The sequence below is a fragment of the Streptomyces bungoensis genome, assembly GCF_001514215.1.
Taxonomy (GTDB): domain Bacteria; phylum Actinomycetota; class Actinomycetes; order Streptomycetales; family Streptomycetaceae; genus Streptomyces; species Streptomyces bungoensis.
Genome location: NZ_KQ948877.1, coordinates 34,142 through 50,861 on the forward strand (window position 1 = coordinate 34,142; position 16,720 = coordinate 50,861).

At 74.1% G+C, this 16,720-nt stretch carries 12 protein-coding genes; 3 read left to right on the forward strand and 9 right to left on the reverse strand.

Annotated features, from left to right (window positions below):
* Positions 1–101 precede the first annotated feature (101 nt).
* Both AQJ66_RS34095 and AQJ66_RS34100 read right to left on the reverse strand, forming a co-directional pair.
* A complete protein-coding gene (locus AQJ66_RS34095) occupies positions 102–995 on the reverse strand; it encodes an ABC transporter ATP-binding protein (protein ID WP_061929945.1) in 894 nt (297 codons plus the stop codon).
* Positions 988–1,902, reverse strand: a complete 915-nt coding sequence (locus AQJ66_RS34100) for an ABC transporter permease (protein ID WP_061929948.1) — start codon at positions 1,900–1,902, stop codon at positions 988–990. The genes AQJ66_RS34095 and AQJ66_RS34100 overlap by 8 nt, the downstream gene beginning before the upstream one ends.
* Before the next feature lie 213 nt (positions 1,903–2,115).
* On the opposite strand from AQJ66_RS34100, the gene AQJ66_RS34105 reads away from it, so the two are divergent.
* A complete protein-coding gene (locus tag AQJ66_RS34105) occupies positions 2,116–2,742 on the forward strand; it encodes a TetR/AcrR family transcriptional regulator (protein WP_061929951.1) in 627 nt (208 codons plus the stop codon).
* Between the two features lie 29 nt (positions 2,743–2,771).
* Here the strand turns inward: AQJ66_RS34105 and galE are convergent, their stop codons facing one another.
* From galE to AQJ66_RS34120, 3 genes are all read right to left on the reverse strand, one after another.
* Positions 2,772–3,752: a UDP-glucose 4-epimerase GalE gene (gene galE / locus AQJ66_RS34110; RefSeq protein WP_061929953.1), complete on the reverse strand. Its 981-nt coding sequence runs from the start codon at positions 3,750–3,752 to the stop codon at positions 2,772–2,774.
* Between the two features lie 71 nt (positions 3,753–3,823).
* Complete coding sequence (locus tag AQJ66_RS34115; RefSeq protein ID WP_061929957.1) at positions 3,824–5,434, reverse strand: glycosyltransferase family 2 protein; 1,611 nt, start codon at positions 5,432–5,434, stop codon at positions 3,824–3,826.
* 44 nt (positions 5,435–5,478) lie between these two features.
* The gene (locus AQJ66_RS34120; RefSeq protein ID WP_208611518.1) at positions 5,479–6,750 is read right to left on the reverse strand and encodes a glycosyltransferase 87 family protein; all 1,272 of its coding nucleotides are present in this window, start codon (positions 6,748–6,750) and stop codon (positions 5,479–5,481) included.
* A 199-nt stretch (positions 6,751–6,949) separates the two neighbouring features.
* Between AQJ66_RS34120 and AQJ66_RS40455 the strand changes: the two genes are divergently transcribed.
* A complete protein-coding gene (locus tag AQJ66_RS40455; RefSeq protein ID WP_244163016.1) occupies positions 6,950–8,812 on the forward strand; it encodes a glycosyltransferase family 39 protein in 1,863 nt (620 codons plus the stop codon).
* Here AQJ66_RS40455 and AQJ66_RS34130 read toward each other — a convergent pair.
* A complete protein-coding gene (locus AQJ66_RS34130) occupies positions 8,760–9,248 on the reverse strand; it encodes a MarR family winged helix-turn-helix transcriptional regulator (RefSeq protein WP_061929963.1) in 489 nt (162 codons plus the stop codon). The genes AQJ66_RS40455 and AQJ66_RS34130 overlap by 53 nt on opposite strands.
* Before the next feature lie 126 nt (positions 9,249–9,374).
* On the opposite strand from AQJ66_RS34130, the gene AQJ66_RS34135 reads away from it, so the two are divergent.
* Positions 9,375–9,788, forward strand: coding sequence for an organic hydroperoxide resistance protein (locus AQJ66_RS34135; protein WP_061929966.1), 414 nt, complete (start codon positions 9,375–9,377; stop codon positions 9,786–9,788).
* A 28-nt stretch (positions 9,789–9,816) separates the two neighbouring features.
* Here the strand turns inward: AQJ66_RS34135 and AQJ66_RS34140 are convergent, their stop codons facing one another.
* The 3 genes from AQJ66_RS34140 to AQJ66_RS34150 all read right to left on the reverse strand — a co-directional run bounded on the left by AQJ66_RS34140 (position 9,817) and on the right by AQJ66_RS34150 (position 16,645).
* Complete coding sequence (locus AQJ66_RS34140) at positions 9,817–12,048, reverse strand: bifunctional glycosyltransferase/CDP-glycerol:glycerophosphate glycerophosphotransferase (protein WP_061929969.1); 2,232 nt, start codon at positions 12,046–12,048, stop codon at positions 9,817–9,819.
* A gap of 8 nt (positions 12,049–12,056) precedes the next feature.
* On the reverse strand, positions 12,057–14,255 hold the full coding sequence (locus AQJ66_RS34145) for a bifunctional glycosyltransferase/CDP-glycerol:glycerophosphate glycerophosphotransferase (protein WP_061929973.1): 2,199 nt from the start codon (positions 14,253–14,255) through the stop codon (positions 12,057–12,059).
* A 125-nt stretch (positions 14,256–14,380) separates the two neighbouring features.
* Positions 14,381–16,645, reverse strand: coding sequence for a bifunctional glycosyltransferase/CDP-glycerol:glycerophosphate glycerophosphotransferase (locus tag AQJ66_RS34150; protein ID WP_061929975.1), 2,265 nt, complete (start codon positions 16,643–16,645; stop codon positions 14,381–14,383).
* Positions 16,646–16,720: the final 75 nt, after the last annotated feature.

Below are 16,720 nucleotides of genomic sequence, written 5' to 3' on the forward strand. Positions count from 1 at the left end.
ACCAGATGGATGAAATGGATAACCACGCCTGGCGTCAGGGCCCGGGGTGACAGGCTCGAGGCAACGGGCTCGACGTTAGAGGCCCGAGGTAAGAGCAGGGCTCACGAGGGAAGAGGGCCCTTGGCCGCGGGGTTCTTCGCGGCCGCCTTCTTCGCCGGCTTGTCGCTCTTGTCGCCGGTGAAGGCCTCGTACTCCTTCAGGACGTCCTCGGTCGGCCCGTCCATCCGCAGTTCGCCGCGCTCCAGCCACAGCACCCGCTCGCAGGTGTCGCGGATGGACTTGTTGTTGTGACTGACCAGGAAGACGGTACCGGCGTGCTGCCGCAACTCGCGGATCCGTTCCTCGGAGCGCTTCTGGAAGGAGCGGTCGCCGGTGGCCAGGGCCTCGTCGATCAGCAGCACGTCGTGGTCCTTGGCGGCCGCGATGGAGAACCGCAGGCGGGCGGCCATGCCGGAGGAGTAGGTCCGCATCGGCAGGGTGATGAAGTCGCCCTTCTCGTTGATCCCGGAGAAGTCGACGATGTCCTGGTAGCGCTCCTTGATCTGCTCCCGGGACATGCCCATGGCGAGACCGCCGAGGTGGACGTTGCGCTCGCCGGTGAGGTCGTTCATCAGCGCCGCGTTGACGCCGAGGAGCGAGGGCTGGCCGTCGGTGTAGATGTGGCCGTTCTCCACCGGGAGCAGCCCGGCGACCGCCTTCAGCAGGGTCGACTTTCCGGAGCCGTTCGTGCCGATGAGGCCGATCGCCTCGCCCTTGTACGCGACGAACGACACCCTCTTCACCGCGTGCACCCGGCGTACGCCCGCGGCCTTCTCGGCCTGCTTGCGGCGCAGCATGCGGTTGAGGGCGGCGGTGGCGGTGCCGCGGCCGGCGCCGGTCCCGTTGACCCGGTAGACGATGTCGACGCGGTCGGCGATGACGGTGGGGATCTGCTCGGTGGGTCCGCTGGGCCCGGTGCCCCCGGTGTGTGCGGTGTACTCGGTCTGCTCAGCCACGGCCGTACGTCTCCTCAGCCTTCCAGAAGTAGATGAAGCCGCCGATGCCGGCCAGCAGGGCCCAGCCGGTGGCCGTCGCCCACACGTGCGGGGGCAGCTGCCGGGAGTGGAAGCTGTCGATCAGCGCGTACCGCATGAGGTCGATGTAGACGGCGGCCGGGTTGCTCTGCAGCAGGACGGTGACGACGTGCGGCAGGTTGTCCTTCTTGGTGAGCTTGTCGATGCTCCACATCACGCCCGACACGTACATCCAGGTGCGCAGCAGGAACGGCATCAGCTGCGCGATGTCCGGGGTCTTGGCGCCCATCCGGGCCATGACCATCGACACGCCGGCGTTGAACACGAACTGCAGGAGCAGCACGGGGAGCACCAGCAGCCAGGACGCGGCGACGGGCACGCCGAAGCAGAGCAGGATGACGATCAGCGCCGCCATCGAGAACAGCAGCTGCTGGAGCTGCTGGAGGGCGAAGGAGATCGGCAGCGCGGCGCGCGGGAAGTGCAGGGCGCGGACCAGGCCGAGGTTGCCGGAGATCGCGCGGGTGCCCGCCATGATCGAGCTCTGCGTGAACGTCCAGATGAACACGCCCGTGACCAGGAACGGGATGTAGTCCGGGACGCCGTGCTTGGTGTTCAGCAGCACGCCGAAGATGAAGTAGTAGACCGCCGCGTTCAGCAGCGGGGTCATGACCTGCCAGACCTGGCCGAGCTTCGCCTCGCTGTACTGGGCGGTGAGCTTGGCGGTGGCGAAGGCGGTGATGAAGTGACGGCGGGCCCACAGCTGGCGGACGTACTGGGGCACGGTGGGGCGGGCGCCGCTGACCGACAGGCCGTGCCGGGCGGCCAGCGCCGCGAGGTCGTCGTCGGCCGTCGCCTGGATCGGGGGCGGTGTGTGGAGGACCTGGCTCACATCCGCTGCTTTCGCTCGGGGGAGGGGGGTGGGGGCGGGCGTCCGGCTGCCGCCGGCGTCGCCGTCCGTCGTCCTGGCCCGTCACCCGGCGTTTCCTTACGCTTCTCTTCACGTTCTCTTACGTCGGGACGGGACCGTATCGTCGCAACGTGAGCGTAGAACCACCGACCGTCGGAACGCAACCGTTTCGTCGTAACGGCCTATGCTGTGCGTATGACGACGAACGCCGACGAGGCCCCGAAGCGGACGCGCCGGCGGACCCCCGCCGGGGCCGCCGTGCTCCGTGAGGACGTGACCGAGGCCATCCGGGCCGCCGTCTTCGAGGAACTGGCGGCCGTCGGGTACGCCCGGATGTCCATAGAGGGAATCGCGCGCCGGGCCGGCGTCGGCAAGACGGCGGTCTACCGGCGGTGGCGGTCCAAGCTGCACCTGGTGCTGGACGTGGTGTCGGCGATGGCGGTGCTGGGGCTGCCGGTGCCGGACACCGGGTCCCTGCAGGGCGACCTGCGCCTGCTCTACGAGGTCACGTCCCGCGCCCTGCGCCACCCCGTCGCCTCGCAGATCATTCCCGACCTCCAGGCGGAGGCGGCGCGCAACCCGGACATCGCCGAGGCCTTCCAGAGGGCGCTGCGGGACGGCCAGGAGGGGGTGGCCAGCAAGATCGTGGCCGCGGCGGAGGAGCGGGGTGAGGTCCGTGCGGGCCTCGACCCCGACCTGATACTCGACCTGATCTCCGGGCCGCTGTACTGGCGCTCGGTGGTCATCCGCGCCCCCAAGCCGCCGAAGGGCTACCTGGACGACCTGGCCCGGGCCACGGCGGGCGCGCTCAAGGCCCTGTAGGGGCGTCTCGCGCGGCCGCCGGGCGGAGCCTAGGACCGGGCCGCCTCCGGGTGGTGGTGGAGCCAGCCCTCCCACGCCGACGTGATCATGTCCTCGACGTCGTACTTGGCCTGCCAGCCCAGCTCCGTGGCGATGCGGTCGGCGGAGGCGACGACGCGGGCCGGGTCGCCGGGGCGGCGGGGGGTGACCGTCGGGGGGCGGTCGTAGCCGGTGACCGCGTTGACCTGGTCGATCATCTCGCGCACGGAGACGCCCTCACCGCGCCCGATGTTGAGCGTCAGGTCGTGGCCGGGAGCGGAGCGCAGGGCGCGGGCGACGGTCACATGGGCCTCGGCGAGGTCGGCCACGTGGATGTAGTCGCGGACGCAGGTGCCGTCCGGCGTCGGGTAGTCGTCGCCGAAGATCCGCGGGGACGCGCCCTCGGTGAGCTTCTCGAAGACCATCGGGACCAGGTTCGACACGCTCGTGTCGGCGAGGGCGGGCCCGGCCGCGCCGGCCACGTTGAAGTAGCGCAGGGACGCGGTCGCGAGACCGGTGGCCCGGCCCGTCGCGCGGACCAGCCACTCGCCGGCCAGCTTGGTCTCCCCGTACGGCGACAGGGGCAGGCAGGGGGTCTCCTCGGTCACGAGGTCCACGTCCGGCATGCCGTAGACCGCCGCCGAGGAGGAGAACACGAAGGAGGCGACCTCCGCCGCCGTCACCGCCTCCAGCAGGACGCGCAGACCCTCCACGTTCTGGTGGAAGTAGTGCAGCGGCCGCTCCACCGACTCGCCCACCTGCTTCTTCGCCGCCAGGTGGACGACCCCCGTGACCTCGTGCTCGGCGAGCGTGCGCGCCAGCCGCTCGCCGTCCAGGACCGAGCCCACGACCAGGGGCACCTCCTGCGGCACCCGCTCGCGCACGCCGGAGGACAGGTCGTCGTAGACCACGGTCCGCTCACCCGCCTCGGCCATCGCGCGTACGACGTGCGCCCCGATGTACCCGGCGCCGCCGGTGATCAGCCAGCTCATCTACGGCCGTTCCTCTCGTTCCCTGCTGCCCGTGCTGTCGTGTCCGTGCCGTCGCATCCGTGCCCGCCCGCTCAGTGAAGCAGGCGGCGGAGCCTGCCGCGGGCCACCTTGGTGACGCCGCGCACGCCCGTCGCCACGCGCAGCGCCAGGGCGCCGGAGTGGGTGGCGTACGGCTGGACCAGCAGCACGCCGTACCGGGCGCTCGGCACGGCCTGCCGGCGCAGGCGGCCGGCGCCCGCGAGGGCGTGCGCCGTGGCCCGCCGGGACGCGCCGTCGGCGAAGCGCACGGTCACCCGCAGGTCCCAGGTGCCCTCGCCGAGCCCGGCCAGGTCGACGGGCAGCTCCGCCGACCAGCCGTCCGGGCCGGAGGGCGTGAGGGCGGCCGTGGCCCGCCGGGCGGTGCCGCCGCCGTTCCGGGACCGCCACTCCACCTCGACCTCGCGCGGCCCGGCCTCGGCCACCCGCCCGTACAGCTCGTGCAGCCGCAGGCACAGCCGGCTGCCCCGCGCGCGGGGGCGCAGTTCCGCGTCCACCGCCACCGGGAGGAGCCCGGTGCGCCGGGTCAGGAGCGGGGCGAGACTCACCTGCGGCAGGTCGGCGGACCAGACGGGGGTGCCGTCGGAGGTGCGGGCGTAGGGCGGGAGCAGCCGGGCCGGCCGCGCGGCGAGTTCCTTCAGGCGCGGCAGATCCCGTGGCTCCGGGGACTCCAGGACGATCCGCCCGAGGAGCCGGCCGGGCCCCCCTGGGTTCAGCTCCCAGTCGGCGGCGTCGTAGCGCGTGAGGTACTCGCGGGTGTGCGCCCACCACGCGCGCTGGTACTCCGCGTCGCGCAACCCCAGCTCGCGGACGTACATGCGCACCTCGTGGTCGAGGAACTTCGTCCGCGCGGCCCGCGCCAGTTCCTTCTGCCCGGAGCTCAGCAGGATGTCGTACGCCAGCTCGCACGCCCGCGTACGCGCCTTCCAGTTGTCGACGCACCCCCGGTCGAGGGAGAGCGACAACCGCTCGGCGGACCGGCGCACGTGCCACACGTAGACGCGGTCCGGGATCAGCGCCATGCGCGGCGCGGCGGCCAGGACGCGCGCGGTGAACACGATGTCCTCGTAGAGGAAGCGCCCCTCGGGGAAGCGGATGCCGTGGGTGTCCAGGAACGCGGTCCGGTACAGCTTGTTCACGCACAGGGTGTCGTGGACGAGCCGGGGGTGCTGGGCGGGGCGCGCGAGGACGGCGGGTTCCGCGTAGAGGGGCGCCTCCCAGGGCTGCTCCCGTCCCGAGGGCAGCTCCCGGCGCACGCACAGCCCCGCCGTCACGTCGGCGCGCGCCTCGGCCGCCGCCGCCAGCAGCGCGTCCACCGCGCCGGGCGGCAGCAGGTCGTCGCTGTCCAGGAACATCACGTACGGCATCGTCACCGCGTCGATCCCGGTGTTGCGGGGGCTGCCGCAGCCTCCGCTGTTGGCGTCGCGGCGCACCACCCGCAGCCGGGGCTCGCCGGCCGCCAGGCGGTCGAGCAGCTCGGCGCTGCCGTCCGTGGAGCAGTCGTCCACGGCGACGACCTCCCCCACGGCCGGCCCCTGCGCGAGGGCGGAGCGGACGGCGTCGGCCACGTGGGCGGCGTCGTCGTAACCGATGACGACGACGCCGACCTGAGGTGCCGGATGCGGGGCTCGCGTTTCTGGATGCATGGGGTCCACGGGTCGGGAGCGTAGATTCGCTCGGTAATACCCCGTTAAGAGACGCTTAGCGCTCTACCCGGAAGACGGTCTGAATCGGGTCGGGGTTCCGTCGCGGGCGAGGTTCTTCCGGCCGGCGTCCGCGCCGAGCGCCACAGCCGGACGAAGGACAGCACCGCGGCGGCCCCCAGCAGCCCGTTGCGGGTCAGCATCAGCAGGCAGCCCGTCCAGGTGCCGTCGATCACCTCGCCGTAGAACACCGGGTACGCCAGCGAGCTGACCGCGGTCGCCGCGAGCACCAGCACGGCCACCGGGCGCTGGCCGGTGTGCCGCGAGGTCAGGCAGACGGCGGCGAGCCCCACCAGCCAGATCATGTACTGGGGGCTGATCACCCGGCTGGTGACGGTGAACAGCAGCACCGCCGCGAGCGCCGCGTCGTACGGCGTCGCCGGGTTCCAGTGCCGCGCCCGCAGCCGCCACAGCACCAGCAGGCCGAACGCGGCGGCGGTGAGCGCCAGCGACAGGCCGGCGACACCGTGCACGTACGGGCCGACCAGTTCGATCGCGCCGTACTGGTAGATGGGCCGGCCAGGCCAGCCGGCGTGCCGCGCCAGGTTGAGCGCCGTGCCCCCGAACGACTCGATCTGCACGCCCCGGCCGCCCTGCTCCCCCAGGAACGCCAGCGAGTTGTCGAACGAGACGGCGAGCAGGGCGAGGCAGGCGCCCCCCGTGGTCACCGCCCACCCCCACGTCCGGCGGGTCGCCGGGCCCCGCGGGGTGCCCAGCAGCACCAGGGCCGGCCACACCTTCACCAGCGCGCCCAGGGCCACCAGGACGCCGCCCGCACGTGCGGACCGCGTCAGCGCCAGCAGGGAGACGACCGCGAACGCGGTGACCAGCACGTCGTAGCGCGCGAGCGGCAGTTGCAGCAGCAGCGGCAGCCCGCAGGTCCACAGGGCCGCGCCGAGCAGGCTCCGTCCCGGACGCGTGCCCGCGCGGACGAGCGCCGCCGTGATCAGGGCGTCCGCGGCCAGTGTCAGCGCCACGAACGCCTGGAAGTACGTCAGCCCGGGCAGCAGGCCCGGCGCGAGGAGCACCGCGCCGGCGCCCGGCGGGTACTGCCACATGCTGTCGTGCGCCGGGAACGCGCCGTGCGTGAGCACGGCGTACCAGTGGGCGTACAGCCGCCACACCTCACGCGGCACCGCGCCCCCGCCGAGCAGGGGCGAACCGTCGTGCGTGAGCAGCCAGGCCATCAGGGCCCGGGTGGCGAGCCAGACGGCGGTGAGGGCGAGGACCGGGCCGGGGGTGACACGGAGACGCTTCATCACGTGGGAGGGTAATCCGCGCGGATGGTGTATCCCTGCCGATACGCCGTCATTGACCGGCAAAGATTGGCTAATCGCAATAGATCGGGCCGTGATGGGCGTCGGGCCTCAGGTGGAAGAGCAGTCGGGCGGGGTGTCACGGGCCGGCGGTGCGGGCCGGACGCGGCCCGCCGTCGCCGTCGTGGTGCCCGCGGTGGTGATGGGCGCCCTCGGGCTCTGGGGGCTCGACCGCGGCGGGATGTGGCGCGACGAGGCCGTCACCTTCCAGGTGGCGCGCCGCACGGTGCCGCAGATCTGGCGGCTGCTGCACGGGGTGGACGCGGTGCACGGCCTGTACTACCTCCTCATGCACGCCGTGCTCGCCGTCCACCCCGGCGAGGTCGTGCTCCGGCTGCCGTCCGTGGGGGCTGCCGCGGTGACCGCGGCCCTGGTGGCCGCGCTCGGCACCCGGCTGCTGCGGCCGCGGGCCGGGCTGGTGGCCGGGCTGCTGTACGCGATCACGCCGATGGCCGGGCACTACGCGCAGGAGGGCCGCTCGTACGCGCTGGTCGCGGCCGGGGCGACCGCGGCCACCCTGCTGTTCGTACGCGCCGTGCAGGACGGCGGCCGCTGGCGGGCGTACGGCGTCGTCCTCGGCCTCACCTGCTGGCTGCACGAGTTCGCGGTGTTGGTGCTGCTCGCCCACGCGGTGTCGCTGGCGCTGGCCCGGCCGGGGGCGCGGGTGTGGCGGGGCTGGGGATGCGCGGCGGCCGCGGTGTCCGTGGCGCTGCTGCCGATGGTCCTCGTGTCCCACGCCCAGTCGGCCCAGCTGGCCTGGCTGCGGCAGCCGACGCCGGCCACGGCGCGGAACGTGCTGCGGGCGTTCCTCGGCGGCCCGGCCCCGGCCGTGTACTGGACGTGCCTGACGCTGGCGGTGCTGGGCCTCGCGGGGCTGGTGGGCCTCCGGTCCGGGCTGACCTGCGCGCGGGTCGCGCTGCCCCTGGCCGTGGTGCCCCCGGCCACGCTGATGCTGGTGTCCCGGCTCGCCCCGCTGTACGTCGACCGGTACGTGCTGTACGCCCTCTCGGGAGCGCCCCTGCTGGTGGCGGCGGGCGCCGAGCGGGTGGACGGAGGCGTACGCCGCCTGTGGTCCGCCTACTCCCGAAAGTCCTGTTCCTCGCAGGCCTTGAAGTTCACCCGACCGAGGGAAGCGGCCACCGTCCCGCCGCAGGCCTGGGAGTTCACTCGATCGGAGGAGGCGGCTGCGGCCCCGCCGCAGGCGGAGTTCACCCGACCGGGGGAAGGCGCTGCCGTCCCGCCGCAGGCCTTGGGATTCACTCGACCGAGGGAAGGCGATGATGTCCCGCCGCAGGCCCTGGAGTTCACCCGACCGGGGGAAGTGGCTGCGGTCCTGCCGCCGGGCTCGGAGTTCACCCGATCGGGGGGAGCCGCCGCGGCCCCGCGGACCGGCCTCCGTGACGGCGGGGTGCCCTCGCCCCCCGGCGGGCCTCGGCCACTCCGCCGTGGCCGTCTCCGCCTCGCCCGGGCGGGTGCCTCCGCCCTGGCCGTCGCCCTCGGGCTCGGGCTCGCCCTGAGCTGTCAGCTCCCCGTACTGCGGGCCGACCGGGATCCGGGCCGGCGGCCCGACGATCTCGGCGCCGTCGCGCGGGTCGCCGCGCGGGAGGTGGGGCCGGGGGAGGCCGTGCTGTTCCTGCCGGTGCGGATGCGGAACGCGGCGCTCGCCTACCCGGGGGCCTTCCGGGGCGTGCGGGACGTGGCCCTGGCGGAGCCGGGGGACCGGTCCGGGACCCTGTACGGGCGGGAGGCCGGCGCCGGGGTGCTGCGGCGGCGGGTGGCCGGGCTCGGCCGGGTGTGGGTCGTCGGTGATCAGGCGCTGCTCGACGGGCGCCGGCGGCCGTCGGATCCCGCCGAGCGAGCGGAACTCGACGCTCTGGCGCAGGCGTTCGTACCCGGTGCGCAGTCCACGCGGGGCGGGGCGACCGTGCGGCTCTACGTCCGCCGGGCCCGGCTCAGCCGCAGCTCTGCGCCTCGTGCAGTGCCGCCGCGTCCAGGGCGCCGGTGAGCCGGTCGAGGTGCTCGCGCAGCTCGCCGATCTCCTCCAGGCCGAAGCCGGTCGCCGCGGCGATGCGGCGCGGCACCTCCAGGGCCCGCTCGCGCAGCGCCGCCCCCTGATCGGTCAGCCGCACCCGGACCGACCGCTCGTCCTCCGCGCTGCGCTCCCGCCGTACCAGACCGGCCCCCTCCAGCCGCTTGACCAGCGGCGAGAGCGTGCCGGAGTCCAGACGCAGGTGCTCGCCCAGCTTCTTGACCGGCAGGTCGCCCTGCTCCCACAGCACCAGCATCACCAGGTACTGCGGATAGGTGAGCCCGAGGTCCTTGAGGACGACGCGGTAGACGCCGTTGAAGGCGCGGGAGGCCGCGTGCAGGGAGAAGCAGATCTGGCGGTCCAGGCGGAGCCAGTCCGCGTCGGAGGCGGCGGGGGTCGGCGAGGCGGTCATGGGTCCAGGATAGCTCTGGTGGGCCATTTAGTTGTGCACAACTTAATTGTGTGCTCTACTTATGGCCGTGAGGCGGCCGGACCGGGCCGCCGGACACACCCCGACTTCCGAGAGGGATGGTCTTCCATGGACGCGCTCTACACCGCTGTCGCCACCGCCACCCACGGCCGCGACGGTCGCGCCGTCTCCTCCGACGGCAGGATCGACCTCCAGCTGGCCCCGCCGGTGGAGCTCGGCGGCAACGGCGAGGGCACCAACCCCGAGCAGCTCTTCGCCGCCGGCTACGCGGCCTGCTTCGGCAGCGCGCTCGGCCTCGTCGGCCGGCAGGCGAAGGTGGACGTCAGCGACGCCGCGGTGACCGCCGAGGTCGGCATCGGCAAGCAGGGCGAGGGCTTCGGCCTGAAGGTGACGCTGCGCGTCGAGCTGCCCGACACCGTGGACGAGGCGACCGGCCGCAAGCTGGTCGAGACCGCCCACCAGGTCTGCCCGTACTCCAACGCCACCCGCGGCAACATCGAGGTCGACCTCGTCATCGAGTAGCACCCGGAACGCGGTGACCTGCCCGGCCTCAGATCGCGGCCAGCAGGTCACCCCCCACGGTCTGGCCCGGGATCCGCACAGTGGCGCTCCCGGGCATCGGCTCGCCCAGCAGCAGCGCCCGCACGACCCGCTCGGCGGCCCGCCCGTCGTCGAACTCGCAGAACCGGCCCCGGAAGTCCGCCCGCAGCCGCGCCGACTCCTCGTCCCGCCAGGCCCCGGAGGCGAACAGCCAGGTCAGCTCCCGGTAGGAGCGCGAGACGTGCCCCGGCGCCTCCGCGGTGATGTCCAGGTAGGCGCCCCGGCTCGCGGTGAACGCGGCCCAGTCGTCGGCGTGGACCACGATCGGCCGGTCCAGGTTGGCGTAGTCGAACATCAGGGCGGAGTAGTCGGTGACCAGCGCGTCGGAGGCGAGCATCACCTCCTCGACGTGCGGCTCGTCCGTCGCGTCGACCACGGTCCCGCGCCGGGCCAGGTCCGCCAGGCCCATCCCGCGCGCGGGACCGCTCGCCAGCGTCGGGTGCAGCCGCACGACCAGGGTGTGCCCCTCGCCCAGGTCCGCGGCGAACCGGGCCAGGTCGATCCGCTCCACGTGCCCGCCCCGGCGGTAGTCCCGGCGGGTCGGCGCGTACAGCACCACCGTGTGGTCCTCGGGGATGCCGTGCCGCAGCCGGAAGTCCCGGCCCGCCCCCTCGCCCGCCCGGACCAGCACGTCGTTGCGCGGGCTGCCGGTGCGCACCGAGGTGAAGTGGCAGGGGTAGGCCCGCTCCCAGACCAGCTCGGAGTGGCGGTTGGCGACCAGGCTGTAGTCCCAGCGGTCGGCCCGGCGCAGCATCTGCGGCACGCTGAACCCGTGCCGCGCGCCCGGCTTGGTCAGCAGGTCGGCGCCCATGTACTTCAGCGGCGTGCCCCGGTGCGTGTGGATGTGCACGCTGCCCGGCCGCTTCACCGGACCGCCCGGCCAGTTGACGTCGTTCACCCAGTACGCGGCCCGCGCCGCCACCGCGTGGAAGCGCGCCGAACCCGGTGTCACGTGGTCGACGCCGGGCGGCAGGGAGTCCACCACGTCCTCCCGCACCACCCACACCCCGCGCAGCTGCGGGGCGATCTCGCGCGCCATGGCGTGGATGGCGGCCGGGTCACCGCTCACGCCCCCGTGGTGGGCGGACGAGTAGACCACCAGGTGGGGGTCGAGGGGCAGTCTCGACCGGGCGGCATACCAGGCCCCCCGGGTCCGCGCCGACACCGCCCGCACCGTGCGCTGCCGGTTCCTCTCCGCCACGGCGCGCACCTCGCGCAGGCCCCGCAGCGCCGCGTACGACGCGTAGGGCGCCGACGCCAGCAGCCGCATCTCGGTGCCGCGCGGCCCCTCCGGCGGGGTGAACCCTTCCGGGAGGTGGCGGCGGTGGAAGGCGCGGATCTCGCGGTAGAAGTCCGGGCGGTCCGCGGGCGTCACCCGGTCCGGGCGGGAGAGCACGAACAGCATGTGGTCCAGCGCCCGTTCGAACAGCAGCGGCCGCGCCCACACCAGGTCGGGCCGCTCCTGGAGGAAGCCGAACAGGCCCTCGTACTGCCGGAAGATCTCGAAGTGCCGGCGCCCCGGCGTCCTGGTGATCGCGCCCTGCCGGCGCTGCCGGTACTCGACGCCGATCCGGTTCAGGCAGACGATGCGGTCCGCGAGGACCATCGACCGGTAGGTGACCGGCGCGTCCTCGTACAGTCCCGGCCCGTACTCCAGGCCGTGCTCCTGGAAGAACGAGCGCCGGTACGCCTTGTTCCACGCGACCAGGAACAGGCCCGCGTACTCAGGCCGTTCGCGCAGGCTGAAGGCGTCCGGGCCCGCCGCCTCCAGCAGGGCGGAGGCGTCGCTGCGACCGCCCCGGCCCCACCAGTGGGTGCGCACGTGGTCGAAGACCAGGACGTCCGGGTCGCCGGCCTCCGCGAGCCGGCCGGCGACGGCTGCCAGCAGGCCCGGTGTGTAGGCGTCGTCGCTGTCGAGGAAGAGGACGTAGTCGCCCTTCGCCTGTTCCAGGCCGGCGTTGCGGGCCCGGCCGAGGCCGACGTTCTCGGACAGGTGCAGCACCCGCACCCGCGGGTCGAGGTCGGCGTACTCGTCGAGGATCGCGCCGCAGCCGTCGGGCGAGCGGTCGTCCACGGCGACCACCTCGAAGTCGCCGTACGACTGCCCGAGCACCGAGTCGAGGCACTCGCGCAGGTATCCCTGCACCTTGAAGACGGGGACGATGATGCTGAAGCGGGGCACTGCTGGAGTCAGCTCCTCACGAGGGTGGCGGCGGGGGCCGGGATGCGCTCCGCGAGCGGGATCACGGGCGGGATCGACTCGGGCGGCTCACCGAGCAGCACCCGGCGTACGACGCGTTCGGCGGCGCGCCCGTCGTCGAACTGGCAGAACCGCGCGCGGAACGCGGCCCGCGCCGCCGTGGCCTCCCGGCCCGCGTAGGAGCCGTCCCGGAAGACGCGCGCCAGTTCCTCGGGCGTCCGGGCCACCGCGCCCGGCGGGGTCTCCATCAGGTCGAAGTAGACGCCGCGGGTCTCCCGGTAGACGTCCCAGTCGTCGGCGTACACGACGATCGGCCGGTCCAGGTTGGCGTAGTCGAACATGATCGACGAGTAGTCGGTGACCAGCGCGTCGGCGGCCAGGCACACGTCCTCGGACGAGCGGTGGGACGTGACGTCGATGATCCGGCCGCTGCCGTGCCGGCCGCCCCGGTCGTAGAAGTAGTGGGCGCGCAGCAGGACGACCACGTCCTCACCGGCCGCCCGGCAGAAGGCCTCCAGGTCCAGGCCGGTCTCGAACCCGGTGTGGTAGTCGCGGTGGGTGGGCGCGTACAGGACGGCCGTGCTGCCCTGCGGGATGCCCAGCTCGCTGCGGATGCGCGCCACGTCGTCCGCCGTCGCCGTGCAGTACACGTCGTTGCGCGGATAGCCGTACTCGAGGATCTCGTGGGCGCCGGGGAAGGCCCGCTCCCACATCTCGGTGGAGTGCCGGTTGGAGGCGAGGTTGTAGTCCCAGCGGTCCACCCGGGCCAGCAGCCTGGCGAAGCTCCCGGTCGCCGCCGCCACCACCGGGTACGCCGCCTGGTCGACGCCCATCCGCTTCAGCGGGGTGCCGTGCTGGGTCTGCAGGTGCACGCTGCCGGGGCGCTTGACCACGGCGTCCGCGAAGTTGGCGTTGTTGACCAGGTACGTGGCGCGGGCCAGCACCTCCCAGTAGCGGCGCGAGCCGATCACCGCGTGGTCGACGCCCTCCGGCATCGCGTGGACCTGGTCGGCCTCGACCAGGAACACCGAGCGGATGTGCGGGGCGAGTTCGCGGGCCTTGGCATGGATCGCGGCCGGGTTGCAGGCGTAGCCCCGGCCCCAGTAGGCGCAGAACACCGCCAGGTCCGGGTCGAGCGGGCGGCGCAGTTGCCGGGCGTAGTGCAGCCGGGTGCGCAGCGCGCGGGGGCGCGGGACGCGGGCCGCCGCGCCGGCCGAGACCCGGTTGACGCCCCGCAGCGCGCGGAACGCCGTGTACGCGCCCGCCGCCAGCAGCCGGTGCTGCACGCCCAGGCTGCCGGCCGGGGCCTGGTACCCCGCGGGCCGGTGCGCCCGGTACAGCCGCCCGGCGCGGCGGAAGAACGCCCGGTGCCCGGAGGGCAGCCGCTCCGGCCGGGACGCCGTCTTCAGCACCAGGGTGAACAGCTGCTCGAAGAGCGCCCGGGTCCGGTCGGCCGCCAGGCCCTGCGCGGCGGCCCGGGCCAGCGCCGACTCCACCTGCTCCAGCAGGGCGTGCTGGTGCGGCCCGGGCAGGTTGAGCCGGCTGCCCTGCCGGCGCAGCCGGTGCCGTACGACGGCCTGGCGCAGCACCGCGAGCCGCCCGGCGGCCGGCATGATCCGCCCGGCCCAGCCGACGTCCGTGAAGTACCCGTCGGGAAAAGCGAGTTCGTGCTCGGTCAGGAAGGCCCGGCGGTAGACGGCGCTCCACGCGGGCAGGGCCACACCGGTCAGCTCCGGGCACTCCTCCGGCGCGAAGGCCCCCCGCGGGGCCCCCGACAGCAGTGGGGCCGCGGGACGGGTCGGCTCGCCCTCCCACCAGGGGGTCCGCTCGTGCTCGGCGTAGAGCACGTCCGGATCGGCGGTCTCCGCCAGCCGCGCGTCCAGTGCCGCCAGCGCGCCCGGCAGCAGCAGGTCGTCGCCGTCGAGGAAGAGCACGTACGCCCCGGTCGCCGCCGCCACCCCGGCGTTGCGCGCCCCGCTCAGGCCGGCCGCCGGCGGCGAGTCGACCGGGACCACCCGGGAGTCCCGCTCGGCGTGTCCGGCGGCGACCGCGGCGGCCGGGGCGTCGGGGCCGTCGCAGACCGGGATCAGCTCCAGGTCGCCGAAGGACTGACCGAGGACGGAGTCCAGCGCCTGGGACAGCCGGCCGGCTACCCCGTGGGACGGGACGATGATGGTGAAGCGGGGCATTCTGCTCTTTCTGTTGTCATGCGGACGCGGTGGGGCCGCCCCGTGGGACGCCAGGCGGACGGCCGGACCGGAGTGGGCCGCGTCGTGCCGAGGGGCATGGGAACTCCCGCTGGGTCCAACGGTGTTCAGCGGCCCTCGGTGACGGGACGCGGGCCGGAAGGTTGCGGCACGCGGGCGAGCGGCGCCCGCGCGAGGGCGGCGGCCGCCGACGGCACCGGCCGGCGGTCGGCGAGCGGTACGAACGCCGGCAGCCCCGCCGTCTCCCCCAGCACGACGTGCCGGACGACCCGCTCGGCGGCCCGCCCGTCGTCGTACGGGCAGAACCGCTCGCGGAACGCGGCCCGCAGCTCGGCGGAGCGGGAGCCGTGCCAGTGGCCGGTCGCGAAGAGGTCGATCAGCTCGTCCTCGCTGCGGGCCACCGCTCCCGGCGGGAAGGCGCGCAGGTCGAAGTAGGCGCCGCGGGCGGCCTCGAACGCCTCCCAGTCCTCGGCGTGCACGACGATCGGCCGGTCCAGGTTGGCGTAGTCGAACATCAGCGGGGAGTAGTCCGTGACCAGCGCGTCCGACGCCAGGCACAGCGACGGCAGGTCCGGGTGGCCGCCGACGTCGACGATCCGGCCGCCCGGCCCGGGGGAGAGGCGCCCGGCGGCCTGCGGGAGGCGGGCCAGGACCACGAAGCGCGGGCCCAGGCGGCGCACGATCCGCTCCAGGTCCAGCGGCGGGGGCTGGGTACGGCGGTGGTCGCGGTGCGCGGGCGCGTACAGGAGCGCCACCGAGTCCTCCGGGACGCCCAGCGACTCGCGCAGCCGGGCCACGTCCGCCGGCGTGGCCCGCTGGAGGACGTCGTTGCGCGGGCTGCCGTACTCCAGCGTGGTGTAGCGGCCCGGGAGGACCCGCTCCCAGGTCAGGGTGGAGTGGCGGTTGCCGGACAGGACGTAGTCCCACTGGTCGACGCCCCGCAGCAGCTCCTCGAAGTCGGTGTCCCGGGCCGCCGCCGGGCGCTCCTGCAGGTCCAGGCCCTGGTGCCCGAGCGGGGTGCCCTGCCGGGTCTGCACGAACACCTGGCCGGGGCGCTTGCGCACCCGCCGGCCGAGGGCGGTGTCGCTCACCAGGTACCGGGAGCGGGCCAGTGCCGTCCAGTACGCGGCCGTGCCCGGGCGCAGCCGGCGCGGGCCCGGCGAGGCGGCCGCCCGGTGCCCGGGGCCGTCGATCCAGGCGGTGCGGACGTGCGGGGCGTGCGTCCGGAACGCCTCCTCCAGCGCGCCCGGATCGCAGGCGTGGCCCCGGCCGTCGTCGGCGGCGAACACCGCGCGGTCCGGCCTGAGGGGCAGCCGCAGCTGGATCCGGTAGTGCAGCCGCAGCGCGGCCGTCCTGAGGGCGCGGGCGAGTTTCACCGCCGCTTTCAGCGCCCGCCGGCGGGCGGCCGAGGCCAGCCGCAGGGCGCGGAAGGTGCGGTGCAGGCCGAACCGGACCAGGGCGTGCCGCAGCCGGGCGCGCAGCGGCGCCCTGGTGCCCGGGACCCGGTAGCGGCGGTGGTGGGCGCCGGCCCGGCGCAGGAACTCGGCCCGGCTGCGGCGCGGCAGCCGGTCCCGCTTGGTGAACACCACGATGTAGTGGTCGATCATCCGGCGGAACAGGTCCGGCCGCCAGCGGGCCAGTTCGGGCCGCTGCTCGACGTAGGCGAACACCCGCTCGTACTGGTCGAAGATGTCGAAGTGGCGCCGGCTGGTGGTGCCGAGGATGTTGCCCTGCCGGCGCTGCCGGTAGTGCACGCACACCCGGTCCAGGGTGGCGAGGGACTCGGCCGCCATCAGGGCCGGGAAGGTCCAGGGGGTGTCCTCGTAGTACCCGGGCGGGAACCTGAGGCCCTGCTCCTCGACGAACTCCCGCCGGTACGCCTTGTTCCACGCCACCATCAGCACGCGCAGCAGCCCCGGCCGGTCCGCCAGGCGGAACGGCGCCGGGCCCTCCTCGGTGAGGGGGGCGGCCGTCTGGTTGCGGATCACCTCGCCGTTCCAGAAGGCGCGCGCGTAGTCGTAGACCAGCACGTCCGGCCCGCCGGTCTCCTCGATCCGGCCGGCGATCGCGCGCAGCGCGTGCGGGGTGAGGGTGTCGTCGCCGTCCAGGAACACCAGGTAGTCGCCCGTCGCCTCGGCCATCCCCGCGTTGCGGGCGCGGCCGAGCCCCTGGTTCTCGGCGAGGTGGACGGCCCTCACGCGCGTGTCGCGGGCCGCGTACTCGTCGATCAGCACGCCGCAGGCGTCCGGGGAGCAGTCGTCGACGGCGATCAGTTCCAGATCGGGGTACGACTGCGACAGCACCGAGTCCAGGCACTCGGAGAGGTACGCCTGGACCTTGTACGCGGGGACAATGACACTGAACCTGGGCAAGGGACATCCATGGGTCGTCGGCGCGGGCGTTCTGCCCGGCAACGGCCGATGGAGTGAATTGGTTACGGTTCCTCA